Raw genomic sequence first — 15,770 nt, forward strand, 5'->3', positions numbered from 1 at the left:
CTTGCAGCAATCGTGATGTTCATTATCGCAGTGTTTTTTCTTCTTGCAGCAATCATGATGTTCATTATCGCAGTGTTTTTTCTTCTTGCAGCAATCATGATGTTCATTATCGCAGTGTTTTTTCTTCTTGCAGCAATCATGATGTTCATTATCGCAGTGTTTTTTCTTCTTGCAGCAATCGTGATGTTCCTCATCACAGCTTTTCTTCTTCCACCAATCGTGGTGATGGTTTTCATCGCAGCATTTCTTCTTCCACCAGTCGTGTTGATGGTCCTCATCACAGCAATCTTTCTTCCACCAATCGTGTTGATGGTCCTCATCGCAGCAATCTTTCTTCCACCAATCGTGTTGATGGTCCTCATCGCAGCATTCATTCTTACACCAATCGTGGTGATGTTCATTATCGCAGTGATTTTTCTTCCAACAATCCTCGTGATAAGACATAGAAATGTCACTCCTTCCTATCCTATAAATAAAGGCAAAGCCTTCTCGATTTAGAGAGGGCTTTGCTAGTCAAGATTAGAAACTACTCAGCACCGTTATTTACGGAGCAGGAAGAGTAGTAGTTGTTGGAGTTGTTGTAGTTTCACAACGACGTTCATTTACGTCGCAAATACCACCGTGTTTATCTACAATAACTGGTCGAGTCACTGTAATTGTAGTGCGTAGTACAATCTTGACTAAAATGGCATTGGTAGTAACAAGTCCCGTTGTGCCGATGACTGGAACGCCTGGTTGAGCAAAGATCCCTTCTAATACTAATGGGGGTTCTATTACTGTATCCTCAGGGCATGCACCTGGAAAATCTGTGTGCTCCTGGAATGGTAAACTCGTTGTAAGTGTCGCTGTTGCAGGTGTTGTTGATCCTGGTGCCAAAAATGTTACCGTAATCGTTACAGGAATAAGCCCGATGTTAACGACTTTGTCCCTTATGATTGTCGTGTTACGTGTAACACCAGCTACATTCGGTACTACAGATACCGAAACAATAGTGGATCCGGCTGGTATAGCTGGAGTAAACGCGGTAAAAGGAAGTGTTGCTTCTGCAACTTTTTGTACCGCTTTTGAGCCTACAACGGAATTGACTAGGACACAGTCGCTGTTTAATGGTGCAGCGAGTTGGCGAGCTGGAGCTTTAAAATTGCAATCGCAAGCATCAGCGTCGTGAGACTTACAAACCTTACATGATTTTTTACATTTTGAATGACGATCAGATCTTGAATCATCACCGAATCTTGAATCACTTCCAAACCAGTCGCTGTCGGAACATGCAGAACCCCAGTTGCTGTGCATTGGATTACTTTTACCGAAATTTCCCATGAAATCTCAATCCTTTCTTGTAACTATTTTTTTTCGAAAATGAAACGGAGTGTAGTATCGAACCGTACTAAACACTGCCAAAATTATTTTCGAGTAGTTACAAAATATAGTATTAATAAATTCAGGCAATTGCTTGGACAGGTTACTTATTTTTCCAGACAAACGGTAAATATTTATAGGTTTATCATTTAGCATTTACGGAAGTATGAAAGCGGTAAAGAAATGGATGAATCCAAAAGGGAGGCAAAAAGTTAAACATTGTAAAGCAGTGCCTGAGAAAATACTGATTAACCAAAAAGGGCTTCTTTGCTCGACTTTTGGGAAGTGAACAAAAAAGTCCTAGGCTCTTTTTAAGGAGACTTACGAAATTTCGTTTATCTATGAGGGTTATAGAGGGAACCCTGTTTATTTCGGGTCGTGAGGGTGGTGATAAAAAGTTTCCGGAGATTTTTGTGTCATTATCCTAATTGGAACATAAGTTGAATTAACCCATTTAATTTCTTCCTCCTAAAACGAATAAGGAGATGTTTCTATTGTCAAATTGTGGTCATGAATCAAGTAGTTGTAATGATATTGGTGGATTCGGCGGCGGCTTCGCTTTCATAGTCGTTTTGTTTATACTCTTAATCATCGTTGGAGCGGCTTGTTTCGGCGGTGACGGAGGTTACGGCGGCTGCAGCCCCGTACAGGGATATGGCGGTTTCTGCTAAAAGAAATATTATAAAAAAAGCCGACCTTTATTGGTCGGCTTCTTTTATGTCAAATTTATCGTGAAGTAAGCTTAATGACTGAATCGATAATTTCATCCCAATCTTCACTATGAATCTCATGACCTGATCCATCAAGAGCCACTAATTCTGCATGAGGGATGGCTTTTGCAAGGGCAAGCCCGTGCTCGTATGGCAAGGCAGGATCTTCCGTGCCATGAATAATGAGGACAGGTACGGATATCTCACCCATTCTATCATAATATTCGTCTCCGCCGGCAAGCAAAGCATGATTAAATCTGCTCGGTAGCTGTTTGGCGCGGTCCGCCTCTCTTTTTGCCAGTTTATACATCCTTTCCTGCTCATAGGGCTTGGAACCTGCTAAGGTTTTCCATCCATCCGCAAGAAAAGCGATGACCGCCTCCCGATTTGACCAATCCATGGAAGCACTCTTCGCATGATGATCCAATATGCTTTGGTCCATTGGAGGCAGTTTTTCCATTACAGTCCCGAAGACACTTGATGCAATTAGCGTAAGCGTAGCCACGCGTTCCGGGTGTCTTAATGCAAGAATCTGGCCGATCATACCGCCTAGGGACATCCCGACGATAGACGCCCGCTCTATGGAATAAGCGTCCAGGACACCCGCGGCATCGTCAGCCATGTCCGTTATTGTATAGTTGGAGGTACCGGGTTCATAACTGACCGATCGTCCGAGATCCCGATGATCGTACCGAATGACGAACCTTCCCGAATCGGCGAGGCGGAGACAGAAGTCATCATCCCACCAGTCTAATGAAGACATCGCACCCATGATCAAAAGCACAGCAGGGTCCTTACGGTTTCCAAAACTTTCCGTACATATATCCACTTTATTTATTTTCAGTATCTGTTCACTCATGTTTTTTACCTCCGTATTAAATATTATCTAATAGCCGTTACCATGGCGCAGATCAATAAATTCTTTCCGGAGCATGATGTTTGGCCTGCGCTTTTAATTATCGCAGTCTGACCCACTTAATAATCATGACGAGGCCTCCTTTTATATTTGTAAAATGGGAAATATCCCTACATTACTGTAACATGTGCAAGGTCTTTGTACCACCAAATTTTTCCACAGGTCCATGAAGACAGAAAACCCCGAATACAGAGCACCTCTTTTGGTGGCATGTATTCGGGGTTTATTGCAGATGCAGTTTCCATTTATTGAGCTGTATATCCGCCGTCCAATACGACTGCCTGGCCTGTGATGCCCCGTGCTTTATCGCTTGCGAGGAAAATGGCGTAGTCGGCAATTTCACTTACATCGAGTAAGCGGTTTTGCGGGACAAGGGGATAGATGACCTCTTCCAAAACGCTTTCCAGCGGGACTTGTCTTGTTTTCGCCAGATCCTCCAATTGACCGCGGACGAGAGGTGTGTCTACGTATCCTGGGCAAAGGGCATTGACGGTAATGCCAAAAGAGGCGCTTTCCAAGGCGGCGACTTTCGTTAATCCGATTACACCGTGTTTGGCACTATTGTACGCTGCTTTGTTGGCAAATCCAATCAGGCCGTTAATGGAAGAGATGTTGATGATTCTGCCGAAGCCTTGTTCTTTCATGATCGGCAAAACGTTCTTGATGGAAATGAATGGCGCGGTCAGCATGATTTTGATCATCAGTTCGAATTTTTCAGTTGGAAACTCCTCGATTGGAGCAACATGCTGTAGGCCGGCGTTATTGATGAAAATATCGATTCGTCCGTATTTGTCTTTAGCTTGTTGGATCAGTTGGATAATATCCTCTTCACTTGTTACGTCAGCTTTTAAGCCGATAACTTCCAAGCCTTTGTTCCTTAGATCTAAGGCGGATTTTTCCACTGTATTTTGATCAAGGTCGGACAAAACGACCTTTGCGCCATTTTCAGCGAATATCTTTCCAATCTCAAAACCGATTCCTCTAGCAGATCCGGTAATGATCGCCACTTTATCTTTAACCATGATACATTCCTCCAATAAAAAATGTAATGGTCCTGTTCTGTCATTTTATGTCGTAAATAGGGAATATTTCACAAGGTAAACTTCAGTGGAAATATAAAGGGAAGGTTATAAAAATATGGTTTAGGTTAATGAGTAAGAGTCTATCATGATTTTCAAGATAAAAAAAGAATTTTATTTTCCCTTATCGTTGGCATAAATATTGCATAGATAAAAAGGTGAGTAAATAAAGGAAATGGAAACGGAAAGGGGAAGCTGGATGATTAAAAAAATAGCCATTATCGGTTCAGGTGTTATGGGGAGCGGGATCGCTCAGTCTTTTGCAGTTAGCGGGTATTTCGTCACCATTAACGATATAAAGGAAGAGTTGCTATGCCATGCCCAAAATCGGATTTCCGAGAATCTTTCACTGCTCATTGAGGAAGGGGCCTTGACTGATCAGGAAAAGCAAGATGCACTAGCGAATATTACGTATAGTGTAGATTTGGAAGGGGCTGTAAGGGATGCCGACTTTATCATTGAGGCGATTCCGGAAGTCATCGGGCTGAAGTTGAATTTATATCAGCAATTGGAGGAAATAATCAAACCGGATGCCATTGTTGCTTCAAATACATCGACCTTCCCGATTTCTCAATTGATGGAGAAGGCCTCGTTTGCGGACAGAATGGTCATCACGCATTTCTTTAATCCCGGCCATTTGGTTCCGTTGGTTGAAATTGTTCAGCATGATGATACAAAGCCTGAAATCATTAAGGCAACAATGGATTTAATGCGTAAAATCGGCAAGTCTCCGATTCTATTGAAAAAAGAAATAGCAGGATTCATCGCCAATCGTCTCCAGACTGCCTTGATGAGGGAAGCCTTTTATCTATTAAAAGAGGGCGTTGCCGATGCTGAGGATATCGATACGGCGATAACGGCTGGACCAGGTTTTCGATGGGCATTTACTGGGCCGATCGAGATTGCTGATTTTGGCGGACTGGATACATGGCAGCGCGTTTTTGATAATGTTTCACCGGTATTGGATCAAAGTAAGGAAGCCCCTGATTTGATTCGTGATTTGGTGGCTAAGGGAAAGCTTGGGACGAAGTCGGGAGAAGGGATTTTTACGTATGAAGGTTCTGCCGTTTCCCAGAAAATCAATGAGAGGGACCGTAATTTTATTAAACTGGGAAAATTAAAAATGGAGAAGGAGGAAGTATTATGAGAGAAGTAGTGATCGTAGGGGCAGCAAGAACACCAGTTGGTGCATTTGGAGGCAGTCTTGCCAATGTGTCGGCGGTTGACTTGGGAGTTGTGGCCGCCAAGGAAGCGATAAAGCGGGCAAATATCTCGGCTGACTTGATCGATGAGGTATTGGTAGGAAATATTCTATCTGCTGGATTAGGGCAAAATGTGGCACGTCAGGTTGCGATTCATGCAGGAATACCGGAAACAACGCCGGCCATGGCCATTAATAAACTTTGCGGATCTGGCCTTCGTACGGTAATAATGGGAGCGCAATTCATTGCCCTTGGTGATGCTGATGTGATTCTTGCCGGTGGGATTGAAAGCATGAGCAATGCTCCATATTTACTTCCAAATTATCGTTTTGGACAGAAAATGGGGAATGCCGAAGCAGTCGATTCCATGACATATGACGCCTTAACGGATGTATTTAATCAATATCATATGGGCGTGACAGCGGAAAATATCGCCGAGCAGTGGGAAATCAGCCGTGAAAAGCAGGACGAATTTGCTTTAGATAGCCAAATGAAGGCTGAAAGGGCACAGCTTGAAGGGCGATTTGCAGATGAAATCGCACCTGTTGAATATAAACGCAGAGGAAAGACGATCTTGGTGGACCAAGATGAACACCCGCGTCATGGGCTGACGATCGACCAGCTAGCAAAGCTGCGTCCTGCGTTTAAGGAAAATGGAACGGTCACGGCAGGAAATGCATCCGGAATCAATGATGGGGGTGCGATGTTAGTCCTGATGTCTAAAGAAAAAGCGGACGAGCTGGGACTGGAAGCATTAGCGACAATTAAGTCATATGCAAACGCTGCGCTAGATCCGAAAATCATGGGATACGGTCCTGTGCCTGCGACAAGGAAGGCATTGGCAAAAGCGGGCATGACAATAGATGATCTTGATTTGATGGAAGTGAATGAAGCTTTTGCGGCTCAATCTCTCGCCGTGCTTAAAGACCTTGAACTGAAGCCGGAGAAAGTGAATGTAAATGGCGGTGCGATCGCTCTGGGTCATCCTGTAGGTGCTTCCGGTGCCCGCATCTTAGTGACATTATTGTATGAAATGATGCGAAGGGATGCAAAAACCGGCCTTGCCACATTATGTATCGGTGGCGGACAGGGAACTGCGCTGATTGTGGAACGGTAATGACTTGGCCACATTTTCCTATGATATAATGGAGGAAACTTCAGACGGGTTAAGGAGAATAGGAATGGCCAGCGATAATAAAACGATTCATTTGGAATTAGTGAAAGCGATATTGGAAGAATTGCCTTTTGGTGTTTTGGTAACGAAAAACGAAAAAGAAATCGTTCTCTGCAATCGCGTATTATCCGAGGCTTTTGCTGAGAATGAACTTGATCTGCAAATAAATTTGATTATTGAAAAAAATCTTGTGCCAGCTGTAAATACTCCGATCCGTTTGAATGATAATAACGGGATTATCAGAAAAGCCATCATTGAAATGGGTGATGAGGAGTATCAGATTTATCTCCTATTATTTACAAATAATAAAAGTGATTTTCTTAATATCGATAATCATGAAGAACTTCTGTTTAAGGATATTATCGAATTTGCCTATGACGGCTTGGTGATGGTCGATACGGAAGGGTTTGTCCAAATGCTCAGCCACGCTTATGCGGATTTTCTTGGCGTCGATCAGGAAAGCTCCATAGGGAAACATGTAACGGAAGTCATTGAAAACACCCGTATGCATGTGGTCGCCAAAACTGGCAAGCAAGAGGTCGCTGAATTACAAAAAATTAAAGATAACTATATAATTGCGACCCGCTCCCCGATAAGGAAAGAAGGCAAATTAATAGGGGCGGTCGGTAAGATTCTTTTTAAGAATGTCGGGCAATTTACCGCTCTTTCCAAGCGGATAAATTCACTTGAAGTAGAGCTGAAAAAGTACAAAGGCGATTTTCGCGAGAGAAATAAAGCCTCCTATACGTTTGATCATTTGATGGGAAGAAGTCCTGCTTTCATGGAAGTAAAAGGTCAAGCCAAAATTGCCGCTAAAAGCGACTCGAATGTGTTGATTTTGGGTGAAAGCGGAACAGGTAAGGAGCTGTTTGCCCATTCCATTCACAATGAAAGCAGAAGGGCCATGGGCGTGTTTGTCAAAGTGAACTGTGCTGCCATCCCGGCAGAACTTCTGGAGTCGGAGCTATTTGGCTATGAAGAGGGTTCTTTCACTGGTGCAAAAAAAGGCGGAAAAGCGGGTAAGTTCGAAGCCGCTGAAGGCGGAACGATTTTTCTCGATGAAATCGGTGAGCTGCCACTGCATATGCAGGTGAAGCTGCTCCGTGTTTTACAAGAAAAAGAGATCGAGAGGGTCGGTTCGACGGGAAGCGTTCCGATTGATGTACGGGTAATCGCTGCAACGAACCGTAATCTGGAGGAAATGGTCTCGAAAGGGGAATTCCGGCTTGATATGTATTACCGGTTGAAGGTCTTGCAAATCCAGGTTCCTTCCTTAAGGGAGCGACCGGATGACATTGAAATACTGGGATATCATTTTGTTGAAAAGTATCAAAACCTCATGAAAAAACGCGTAACGGGGATGAGTGATCAAGCTTTACGGCTGTTGCGGCTTTATAAATGGCCGGGTAATATCCGTGAGTTGGAGAATATCATTGAACGCGCAATGAATATTGTGGAAGAAGGGGAATTGATACGTTCCAAGCATCTCCCTAAAGAAATAACGGGTCATAAAGAATCCATATCGATCCGCATATTAGCTGAAGTAATGGACGAAACCGAACGGGCTGCAATCGTTTCGTGTTTGGAAATGACTTCTGGTAATAAATCAGAAACGGCAAAGAGACTCGGAGTGAGTCGAACAACACTGTATGAAAAAATGAATAAATATGGTTTATGAATGTAGAAAGTGCCCTTTAGCCAAATGATTCAGACTGTAGACAAATTCGAAGAAAAGCGAGTTTGCCTGCAGTTTTTTCTTTATAAAAACAGTCCAGGTGTTGGAACGGAAGGTGCGAGACTCCTGCGGGAAAAGCGCGTCTAGGGAGACCCCGCAGGCTCAAGCCGAGGAGGCCCCCGGGACCGCCCGCGGAAAGCGAGTACCTGTAGTGAACGCAACGTTCAAATATAACACCCCCTAAAAAACTGCAGTCAAACTATTCTGAAGTGCCCTTTAGCCAAAGGGCACCTTTTATACTTTTTAACGACCTCTTAGGAACCCAAATCATTGAGTGTGTTAGGAAATCCGTACAAAAATTGAATGGAAAAATAAATGGTGTAAGAAAAGGCTTACACTTTTTTTGCTTTTCCACTTATGTGTAAAGAAACCTTGACAGTTTTAAGGGATTTCATTAATAAAAATGTTTGAAAAGATGAGATTTTCCGTTGTTTTTATGTTGGCACAATAATTGCATCATGACTATAGTGAATGGCCTATCTGTCATTTTATATTGTGTTTCCACGTAAAATGAAAAGGGATTTCTTGAATTATCAGAATGTTGAAAGCGTTCTCAATAATTGGGAAACACTCAGCAAGATCATTCAGCCTGACTTGGGGAAGGCAGGCTTGGATGGTATAGGCGGAAAAATTAAAAATATGGAATTTAGGAGATTAATAGTTCTATGTTAATGCCTTCCGAAATTACTTTGGGGTAAGGGGAGAAAAGGGGGAATTGTATTGGTGATTCAAATTTTAGCCATTGTTGTGGCGCTGGGACTTTTAATCTTTTTAGCCTACCGGGGCTATCCGGTCATTATCATAGCGCCGATCGTTACTTTATTGGCGGTCATTTTATCCGGTGGACATTTGCTGCCGAGTTATACAGAGACATATATGACGTTTGCGGCTAACTATATAAAATCGTTTTTTCCGATATTCTTATTAGGGGCCGTATTTGGAAAAGTCATGGAGATGAGCGGTGCAGCAGCATCCATTGCCAAGACCATCGTAAAATCACTGGGATCGAAGCAGGCCATTCTTGCCGTGGTGCTGGCGTGTTCTGCGCTGACATACGGCGGGGTCTCATTGTTTGTAGTGGCATTCGCCGTTTATCCATTTGCAGCGGCAATTTTTAAAGAAGCAGACATTCCAAAAAGGTTATTGCCAGGAACGATAGCATTAGGAGCTTTCACTTATACGATGGATGCCCTTCCTGGAACACCTCAGATTCAAAATATCATTCCAACGAATTATTTCGGAACTGATACCTATGCAGCTCCATTAATGGGGATTATTGGCGCGATCATGGTATTCACTGGAGGAATGTTCTGGTTAGAGCGTCGCCGTAAGCAAGCATTGGCAAATGGGGAAGGCTACGGGGAAGGACATATTAATGAACCAGAAAGTGCAGAACAGCAAAACCTGCCTAACTTTTGGCTGTCCATCGTACCGCTCATCCTTGTCGTGGCGTTTAATTTTGCTTTCAGCCGTAGTGCCATTTCGGTTAAGCACTGGTATGATGCATCGATGTTGAAGGAAACTTTCAACATTGCCGATGTAAGCACAGTCACTTCATCCTGGTCATTGATCGTTGCATTGTCAATCGGTATTATTGCAGCGATGCTTCTGAATGTTGGACGCATCAAGGTCAAATTGGCAAGCGGGTTAACAGCTGCGGCAATGGGATCATTGCTTGCCATATTCAATACTGCGTCTGAAGTTGGTTTTGGGAATGTGGTGAAAACGCTTCCTGGATTCTCGGTCATTCAAAACTGGGTGTTCAATGCAAGCGGCAATCCACTCGTTTCCGAAGCTATCGCCGTCAATGTGCTGGCAGGGATTACCGGTTCCGCGTCAGGTGGACTTTCGATTGCGCTAGAAGTAATGGGAAGTCACTATTTGCAGGTGGCCCAAAGTGTCGGAATCACCCCGGAAATGCTTCATCGAATTGCATCCATGGCATCTGGCGGAATGGATACGCTGCCGCATAATGGTGCCGTCATTACCTTGCTTGCCATTACTGGACTGACACATCGTCAATCTTACAAGGATATCTTTGCGATTACGGTTTTGAAAACTGTGACCGTGTTCATCATAGCTTTTGCAACTTCACTGTTTATTTAATAGAATAGTATTAAGAATGGAGATGATGGAAAATGAGTAAATTATTAACATCTTTTGATAGCGCTATTCAACAAATCGAGGATGGAGCAACCATTATCGTTGGCGGATTCGGATTAAGCGGAATACCAGAAAAACTGATCATTGCTTTGCGTAACAAAGGTGTAAAGGATTTGACGATTGTCAGCAACAATTGTGGAGTCGACGATTGGGGTCTAGGTCTATTGCTTGAAAATAAACAAATCAAAAAAATGATCGCTTCTTATGTAGGGGAAAATAAGTTATTTGAACAGCAATTTTTAAGTGGCGAGCTGGAGGTCGAGCTAGTTCCCCAAGGAACGCTGGCCGAGCGTCTAAGAGCGGGCGGAGCGGGAATTCCTGCCTTTTATACAGCTACAGGAGTAGGGACGGAAGTCGCAAAAGGTAAAGAACATAAAGAGTTTGATGGCCGCACATACATTATGGAAAAAGGAATTGTCGGAGATTTTGCCTTTGTAAAAGCTTGGAAAGCAGATCATTTCGGTAACCTTGTATATCGGAAAACGGCAAGGAATTTTAACCCTGTCGTTGCCACGGCAGGGAAAGTCACGCTTGTCGAAGTGGAGGAGCTCGTGGGCACAGGAGAGCTAGATCCAGACGAAATTCATACTTCAGGGGTTTATGTACAGAAAGTGCTTGTAGGAAATGACTATGAAAAGCGAATTGAAAAGCTTACAACTGCTAACGCATAAAAAGGAGGAGTATTCGAATGACTAGACAACTAATTTTAGAACGGGCCGTTAAAGAAATCCAAGATGGTATGTGCGTGAATTTAGGGATTGGAATGCCGACCCTGATTGCCAACATGATTCCAAATGACTTTAATGTCATGCTTCAATCAGAAAATGGCTTACTGGGAATCGGGCCTTATCCACAAAAGGATGAAGTCGATCCGGATTTGATTAATGCAGGAAAAGAAACTGTGACGGCAAAGTCGGGGGCATCATTCTTTGACAGCGCTGAATCGTTCGCGATGATTCGCGGCGGCCATATCGACCTGGCCATTTTAGGCGGGATGGAAGTTTCCGAGAATGGGGACTTGGCAAACTGGATGATTCCAGGGAAGATGGTAAAAGGAATGGGAGGGGCGATGGATCTCGTCCAAGGCGCAAAACGAATTGTTGTCATTATGGACCATGTGAACAAGCATGGGGAATCCAAAGTGAAAAAGAGCTGTACATTGCCATTGACGGGGGAAAAAGTCGTCCATTGCCTGATTACCGAACTAGCTGTTTTTCAATTTACAGAAGCTGGAATGGAATTGATTGAATTGCAAAATGGCGTAACACTTGATGAAGTGAAAAGTAAAACAGAGGCTGACTTTACAATAAGCCCATCTATTGAAATTAGGGCGTAAGTTAAAGAGATTAATATAATTCATTAATAGACTACTTTCATTCGCAAAACGGGCGAACGGAAGTAGTCTAATTTTTTTGTATTTTTGGATAATATTATTTTTCGTTAGGTTATGCAGGAACGAAAAAAGTGGTTTTATCCAATTTTATAACAAAGTTGATTGGAACGGAAAGCGAGTGCCTTACGTTCGAAAGAAAACATTCGAAATTTACAGCCCCTCAAAAAGCTGTAGGCAAAATCAATTATTATCGCGTTTATTTACAGTCTGAGACCGCAAAATGTGGTCTCAGATAAAATTTCTCCTGCAGTTTTTTATTAAAAAAGTTGCAGTTGATTTCAGAAATCCGCTCCCTTTCCGCCGACTGTCTGCCAAGCCTATTCGACGCAAGCGTCTGTGGGGTCTCGGCTAGCCAGTTATTCGGCAGGAGTGTCGCAAATTTCTTCCATTCAATGAGGTTTTCATAGAACTAAAAAGTATAACCTAGCCTTCGGTTCTGGAGAGACTATTCCGAACCCCCTTGTTGAAAAACAAAGACCGCAAAATGTGGTCTCTTTTATTTGGTTAAAATCAGCAATATAAAAATGTTCCAACCATGCTACTTTTCCATTAAAAAGGCTTATATAAAGCCTGAGGGGAACTTTAAAGGAGGGATTGCATTGACGATAGCATTACGAACATTATTGGATCGTTCAGTGAAAAAGATGGGCAAAGGGATGAATCCTGTGGTGAAGGCATCGGCATTGGAAATGGTGGAACGTGCTTATACTGAAGGGATCGCTGTACAGATAAGTGCAGGCCATCGCTCTATGGAAGAACAAGCTGAGCTTTATGGTCGTGGGCGAGCTTACAGCTACAACGGAAAGAACTATAGCAATGTAGCTAAATCTATTGTGACGAACGCTAAACCAGGCCAATCTTATCATAATTATGGGCTGGCCATTGATTTCTTCATTGTGAGTGATGATGGCAAGCGGGCGATATGGACAGTTGATTCAAAGTGGCAGCGTGTGGCTGCCATAGGTAAGGATTTAGGGTTTAAATGGGGCGGGGATTGGAGTTCATTCAAGGATTATCCCCATTTGGAGATGACAGGCGGGTTATCTTTTACACAGTTACAAGCAGGAAAAGAACCTCACCTTCCCTTCAAACTAGAAAAAATGGAAATGCCGAAGACCTGCAAAGGTGATAGTCTTGTAATTTCGATACAAAAAACGTTAAATAGCCGATATAAAACGAATATTGAGGGTGATGGGGATTATGGTCCCGAAACTCGATCGGCCCTTATAAAAGGTTTACAAACGGAGCTGAATCAGCAATACAATAAAAAGCTAGTTGTTGATGGGAAATGGGGACCTAAAACCAAGTCTGCAACCGTGGCCTTAAAAAAAGGGGCTGCAGGCAATATCACATGGATCCTGCAAGCAGCGCTCTATATGAAAGGATTTAATCCAGGGGCCCTTGACGGAGATTTTGGGGGAAATACCGAGTCGGCATTATTTCAATACCAAAAGGCAAGCAAAATTTCCGCCGATAATATTGCAGGTCAAGAAACATGGAATGATCTGCTTGCTTGATGGAGTATAAGAACACGAAACATCTTATGTGAATGAGAAATGTTGGCGGCTAGGATGCTGCCATGGGAATAATTCGACTTTCCCGGGAAATAATCCACCTAAACCCGGCATAATTCGACATAAGCCGAAACAATCCTTCCTGCAAAAAATCCGCTATCCATCTAAAGAATTATTCAAGTTCCAAGCACCACTCATGGCATCGCATAAAGTTCCCGGGCGGGTATTCGAATTCACATTCGGAAATGAGGGTGAAGCCGAGCTTGCGGCAAATTGCGTTTGATGCACGATTATTGATCGAAGGGAATGCGTGAATGGATTTGTATTTTCGTTCGGCTTTGATTTTCTCTATCAGTGCCTTCACGGCATGAGATGCGATTCCTTTTCCTTGAAAGGAAGGGAGGACGCTCCAACCGATTTCGTACACATTTACCTCGTTCCACACTGTTTGCCAGTAGCCAACGGAACCGGCTGCCTCTGCCTCCGGAAACGAGTTGATGCTATACATGCACCCCTTCTCTCCAATCTGTAGATAGCGTTGATGGCGTTTCAGGATTTGTTCAATACTTTCTGGTCCGCCAAGATGTTCCATCATTTCTGGGGCATTTAGTTGAAATAGTAATTCCAGGTCTTTTTCTTCCCATGGTTTTATTTCTATTTTATTTTCTTTGCATCGTTCTGAAATCCGACTCACCCCTGAATTTTATATTTTCTTATATTATCTTCTTGGCTTAATGCGAGATTCCTTCATTTGATTCTATTGTTCTATTGCCTTTGTGTTGAAGTTTGATTTTAATAGAAATAAGAGATGAATGTTTCCCATTAAATGCTATAATTTACAGGTGATTCTATCAAGTGGCAGAGAACGGAGATGAAGAAATGAAATCTTCAGTAAATCAGTTTTCCACTCAATTTGAATGGATATTGAATGTGATCAATGTGGGTGTCCATATTGTGAATAAAGATGGGGACACGGTTTTTTACAATGAAATGATGGCACATATTGATGGGCTTGACCGGGAGCAGGTGCTGGGGGAGAATATTTTTCAGCTTTATCCTTCATTGACTGATGAATCCAGTACGCTGCATGTAGCATTGGAAAAAGGCAATGAAACGATTGAGTCCATTCAAACATATGTCAATTTAAAGGAGAAAAAAATAACGTCGATCAATAGTACGTATCCTTTGTATGAGGATGGTGAAATTATTGGGGCAGTGGAAATCGCAAAGGATATTACGAAGGTCATGAATATGTACGACCAAATTGTCGATTTGCGATCCCAGTTGGCCGAGACGCATAAGAAAAATAAGTTCTCTGAAGGGACTGCGACCTATCATTTTAGCGATTTGATCGGCAATAGCCCTGCTTTTCAGCAAGCGATTTCATTGGCGAAAAAAGCGGCCCGTACACATTCCCCAGTCATGATTTATGGACCAACGGGGACAGGGAAAGAACTGGTCGCGCAAAGTATACATAATGTAAGTGCTCAGCGAAATCAGCCATTCATTGCGCAAAACTGTGCGGCCGTTCCAAAGGAATTGATGGAGGGGCTGCTGTTCGGCACGACGAAAGGGGCTTTTACCGGAGCTATGGATCGCATGGGCATTTTTGAGCAGGCAAATGGCGGTACCCTTTTCCTTGATGAGCTGAATAGCCTCGACCTCGGTCTGCAGGCAAAACTGCTGCGGGTTCTTCAGGAAGGTGAGGTGCGCCGTGTTGGAGGTTCGAAGGAGCAAAAGATTAATGTGAAGATCATTGCTGCGATGAACATTTCTCCAGAAGAGGCGTTGGAGCGGGAAATCATTCGCTCGGATTTATTTTTTCGCCTCAATGTCGTGACGATCCAAATGCCTTCTCTTTCTGAGCGTAAAACGGATATTCCTGAAATCGCCAATCACTTTATTCAAAAATTCAACAAATCCTTTTTTACGGAAGTGCGCGGGATCAGTCAAAGGGCGATGCAGCGGCTTCTTCAATATCCATGGCCCGGGAACATTCGTGAACTGGGACATGCCATCGAGTTAACCTTTAACGTCATGGACGCAGGTGAAGATATGATTGATGAACATCATCTTCCTGCTTATCTTTTCCCTTCAGGAAATTATGCTGCTGCAAATGCGCAGAGCCAACCTTCCCCATTGAAAAACAAGATTGATTTACCTGTCGTTCTTGAAGAAATGGAAAGGGAAATGATCATCAATATGTTCGAGAAATATAACGGAAATATCAGCAAGACGGCAGAAGCCCTCAATATTAAAAGACAGGGACTGCAATATAAGTTAAACAAGTACGGCATTGAAAAGGTTTATACGGCAGGGTCGAAGGAATCCAAGTGAATACAGGTTCTTTGGAAACGCTGTCAATTTCTTGATCATGATGTAACTTGAAGGGGCTCTTTTGTATAGAGAGCCTCTTTTTTTATTGCTTGGCGCAAAGAATTTGGCTGCAAAAAATTATGCATAATGAAAAATATCTTGCGATTTTAACCCTGGTTTGCCCACTTTTGCTTAAGTTTTCCTAGTTA

Annotated in this window: 14 protein-coding genes; 10 read left to right on the top strand and 4 right to left on the bottom strand. The window is 43.0% G+C overall.

What is annotated here, in order from left to right:
* On the bottom strand, nt 1–455 hold a 455-nt coding region (locus ACQKNS_RS10675), incomplete at its 3' end, for a hypothetical protein (protein WP_427642729.1).
* 353 nt (nt 456–808) lie between these two features.
* On the opposite strand from ACQKNS_RS10675, the gene ACQKNS_RS10680 reads away from it, so the two are divergent.
* Both ACQKNS_RS10680 and ACQKNS_RS10685 read left to right on the top strand, forming a co-directional pair.
* Nucleotides 809–1,168, top strand: coding sequence for a hypothetical protein (locus ACQKNS_RS10680; RefSeq protein ID WP_427642731.1), 360 nt, complete (start codon nt 809–811; stop codon nt 1,166–1,168).
* Between the two features lie 685 nt (nt 1,169–1,853).
* Nucleotides 1,854–2,030: a YjcZ family sporulation protein gene (locus ACQKNS_RS10685; RefSeq protein ID WP_427642733.1), complete on the top strand. Its 177-nt coding sequence runs from the start codon at nt 1,854–1,856 to the stop codon at nt 2,028–2,030.
* Nucleotides 2,031–2,085: 55 nt separating this feature from the next.
* Here the strand turns inward: ACQKNS_RS10685 and ACQKNS_RS10690 are convergent, their stop codons facing one another.
* Both ACQKNS_RS10690 and ACQKNS_RS10695 read right to left on the bottom strand, forming a co-directional pair.
* Nucleotides 2,086–2,928, bottom strand: a complete 843-nt coding sequence (locus ACQKNS_RS10690; protein WP_427642735.1) for an alpha/beta fold hydrolase — start codon at nt 2,926–2,928, stop codon at nt 2,086–2,088.
* 302 nt (nt 2,929–3,230) lie between these two features.
* Nucleotides 3,231–4,007, bottom strand: coding sequence for a 3-hydroxybutyrate dehydrogenase (locus tag ACQKNS_RS10695; RefSeq protein WP_427642737.1), 777 nt, complete (start codon nt 4,005–4,007; stop codon nt 3,231–3,233).
* 256 nt (nt 4,008–4,263) lie between these two features.
* On the opposite strand from ACQKNS_RS10695, the gene ACQKNS_RS10700 reads away from it, so the two are divergent.
* The 7 genes from ACQKNS_RS10700 to ACQKNS_RS10730 all read left to right on the top strand — a co-directional run bounded on the left by ACQKNS_RS10700 (nt 4,264) and on the right by ACQKNS_RS10730 (nt 13,248).
* A complete protein-coding gene (locus ACQKNS_RS10700) occupies nt 4,264–5,211 on the top strand; it encodes a 3-hydroxyacyl-CoA dehydrogenase family protein (RefSeq protein WP_427642739.1) in 948 nt (315 codons plus the stop codon).
* Nucleotides 5,208–6,383 carry an acetyl-CoA C-acetyltransferase gene (locus ACQKNS_RS10705; RefSeq protein ID WP_427642741.1) on the top strand — a complete coding sequence of 392 codons (1,176 nt, stop codon included), beginning with the start codon at nt 5,208–5,210 and terminating at the stop codon, nt 6,381–6,383. Before ACQKNS_RS10700 ends, ACQKNS_RS10705 begins: the two co-directional genes overlap by 4 nt.
* A gap of 64 nt (nt 6,384–6,447) precedes the next feature.
* The gene (locus ACQKNS_RS10710; RefSeq protein WP_427642743.1) at nt 6,448–8,118 is read left to right on the top strand and encodes a sigma-54 interaction domain-containing protein; all 1,671 of its coding nucleotides are present in this window, start codon (nt 6,448–6,450) and stop codon (nt 8,116–8,118) included.
* Nucleotides 8,119–8,895: 777 nt separating this feature from the next.
* Nucleotides 8,896–10,281: a GntP family permease gene (locus ACQKNS_RS10715; RefSeq protein ID WP_427642745.1), complete on the top strand. Its 1,386-nt coding sequence runs from the start codon at nt 8,896–8,898 to the stop codon at nt 10,279–10,281.
* 32 nt (nt 10,282–10,313) lie between these two features.
* The gene (locus ACQKNS_RS10720) at nt 10,314–11,009 is read left to right on the top strand and encodes a CoA transferase subunit A (RefSeq protein ID WP_230303876.1); all 696 of its coding nucleotides are present in this window, start codon (nt 10,314–10,316) and stop codon (nt 11,007–11,009) included.
* Between the two features lie 17 nt (nt 11,010–11,026).
* Complete coding sequence (locus ACQKNS_RS10725) at nt 11,027–11,674, top strand: 3-oxoacid CoA-transferase subunit B (RefSeq protein WP_377401247.1); 648 nt, start codon at nt 11,027–11,029, stop codon at nt 11,672–11,674.
* A 656-nt stretch (nt 11,675–12,330) separates the two neighbouring features.
* Entirely contained in the window at nt 12,331–13,248 is a 918-nt protein-coding gene (locus tag ACQKNS_RS10730; RefSeq protein WP_427642748.1) for a peptidoglycan-binding protein, read from the top strand.
* Nucleotides 13,249–13,417: 169 nt separating this feature from the next.
* Here the strand turns inward: ACQKNS_RS10730 and ACQKNS_RS10735 are convergent, their stop codons facing one another.
* On the bottom strand, nt 13,418–13,930 hold the full coding sequence (locus ACQKNS_RS10735; RefSeq protein ID WP_427644165.1) for a GNAT family N-acetyltransferase: 513 nt from the start codon (nt 13,928–13,930) through the stop codon (nt 13,418–13,420).
* A 170-nt stretch (nt 13,931–14,100) separates the two neighbouring features.
* Here ACQKNS_RS10735 and ACQKNS_RS10740 point away from each other — a divergent pair, with 170 nt between their 5' ends.
* Complete coding sequence (locus ACQKNS_RS10740) at nt 14,101–15,582, top strand: sigma-54 interaction domain-containing protein (RefSeq protein WP_427642750.1); 1,482 nt, start codon at nt 14,101–14,103, stop codon at nt 15,580–15,582.
* Nucleotides 15,583–15,770: the final 188 nt, after the last annotated feature.

This window comes from Peribacillus sp. NPDC094092 (assembly GCF_050279365.1).
In the GTDB taxonomy this organism is placed as follows: Bacteria; Bacillota; Bacilli; order Bacillales; family DSM-1321; genus Peribacillus.

Coding starts and splice junctions, on each gene's coding strand:
- ACQKNS_RS10700 (WP_427642739.1), top strand. CDS start 4,264: ATGATTAAAAAAATAGCCATTATCGGTTCAGGTGTTATGGGGAGCGGG.
- ACQKNS_RS10725 (WP_377401247.1), top strand. CDS start 11,027: ATGACTAGACAACTAATTTTAGAACGGGCCGTTAAAGAAATCCAAGAT.
- ACQKNS_RS10720 (WP_230303876.1), top strand. CDS start 10,314: ATGAGTAAATTATTAACATCTTTTGATAGCGCTATTCAACAAATCGAG.
- ACQKNS_RS10705 (WP_427642741.1), top strand. CDS start 5,208: ATGAGAGAAGTAGTGATCGTAGGGGCAGCAAGAACACCAGTTGGTGCA.
- ACQKNS_RS10690 (WP_427642735.1), bottom strand. CDS start 2,928: ATGAGTGAACAGATACTGAAAATAAATAAAGTGGATATATGTACGGAA.
- ACQKNS_RS10710 (WP_427642743.1), top strand. CDS start 6,448: ATGGCCAGCGATAATAAAACGATTCATTTGGAATTAGTGAAAGCGATA.
- ACQKNS_RS10695 (WP_427642737.1), bottom strand. CDS start 4,007: ATGGTTAAAGATAAAGTGGCGATCATTACCGGATCTGCTAGAGGAATC.